The 1,747-nt window shown below is 70.7% G+C and carries 1 protein-coding gene; it reads left to right on the top strand.

The window, feature by feature from the left end:
- The first annotated feature begins 194 nt into the window (after window positions 1-194).
- Window positions 195-1,376, top strand: coding sequence for an LCP family protein (locus AAHZ94_RS36285; protein WP_349997880.1), 1,182 nt, complete (start codon window positions 195-197; stop codon window positions 1,374-1,376).
- Window positions 1,377-1,747: the final 371 nt, after the last annotated feature.

The following is a 1,747-nucleotide window of genomic DNA, read 5'->3' on the forward strand; positions in this document are numbered from 1 at the left end:
ATATGTTTATAAGAGACAGGCCCCACCCGGACGGCCCAACGCGAGCCCCGACCGCGGGCCGTCGGCCCCGGTGCGGGTGATGATCGTCGTGACGCACGACCACGCGCGGGCCCCTGCGTCCGCCCCGGTGGATCGGCGGGCCGAGGTGCCGCCGACCGCGCGGGGCCCCGGGCCCGCGGGGGAAGGACCGCGACGTGAGCGACCGCCCGACCCCGGAGGCAGACCCGCCGCCCGCACCGCGCCGCCACTGGCTGCGCTGGGCCGCGATCGTCTGCGCCGTGCTGGTGCTCCTGGTCAGCGGCGTGGGCTGGGTGCTCTACCAGCGGCTGAACGGGAACATCACCACCGACGAGGACACCGCCGCGCTGCTGCGCAAGTACGAGTCGGAGCGGCCGACGGTGCGCGTCAAGGGCGCCCAGAACATCCTGCTCATCGGCAGCGACGACCGCGCGGGGCGCAACGGGCGGTACGGCCGCGACGTGGGCACCCAGCGCTCGGACACCACGATCGTGCTGCACCTGTCCCGGGACCGGGACCGGGCCACCGCCCTCAGCATCCCGCGCGACCTGATGGTGCAGATCCCGCACTGCGAGCGGCCCGGCGGCAAGCGCCAGCAGCCGGTGTTCGGGCAGTTCAACTACGCCTTCGAGAAGGCGGGCGCCGCCTGCACGATCCGTACCGTCGAAAAGCTCACCGGCATCCGCATCGACCACCACCTGATCGTGGACTTCGACGGCTTCAAGCGGCTGGTCGACGCGGTGGGCGGGGTCGAGATGTGCCTGACCGCCCCGGTCCGTGACCCGCGGGCCCGGGTGCACCTGCCCGCCGGGCGGCAGGTGCTCAACGGCGAGGAGGCGCTCGGCTTCGTGCGCGCCCGCTACACCCTGGGCAACGGCAGCGACACCCAGCGCATCGCCCGGCAACAGGCGTTCCTCAGCTCGCTGGTGCACAAGGTGCACGACAGCGGGGTGTTGCTCAATCCGACGCGGCTGTATCCGGTGTTGGACGCGGCGACGTCGGCGCTCACCACGGACGCCGGACTGAACTCGTTGCGAGATCTGTACAACCTGGTGCGCGGAGTACGGGGCATTCCCTCGGACAAGGTGGAATTCCTGACCGTCCCCCGCCGGTCTTTTCGGGAGAACGCGGCCCGTGACGAACTCGTACAGCCGGCCGCCGATCTCCTCTTTGCCCAACTGCGAGAAGACCGTCCGGTGACGTCGAAGCAAAACACGGTCGAAGCGCGGGGAACTATCGGCGGGGCGAACTCCACAAAAGATGACAAGACCGGCGCATCGCAGGGGAAGGAGGCGCGTTCCGGAGCCTCTTCCCCCGCTTCACCGCCCGCGCGTGGGGCGTGTGGAAAGAGAAGGTGAAGAACGTCGCGGCGGCCCCTCTTCGGCTCGCTTGGATTGGGCACATTGCCCGGGTGTAGGGCCAGATAAAGAGGCACCGGCCTCGCTGCGCGCCGAACTTGGCGGATAGTGTGAGCGCTCCGGAGCGCTGGACCAGGCTTTTCCGCGCCCTGCTCAGATGATTGACCGCGCGCCGAGGGGGAGGCGCCGCGTGGCACCGACGGAGGACACAGGCGACCGTGGACGGGCAAGGCCGTGGGCGAGCGGGCGATGTCGACCCCGCCGATCAGTGGGTTTTCAACCCGGAGACCGGCAACTACGAGTTGCGGCTGCACCCCGCCGAAGAGAGCCATGAGGCCCCGCCACCGGCCCCCGGCGGCCGGGCCGCGGCC

This window comes from Streptomyces sp. HSW2009, assembly GCF_040240285.1.
GTDB lineage: Bacteria > Actinomycetota > Actinomycetes > Streptomycetales > Streptomycetaceae > Streptomyces.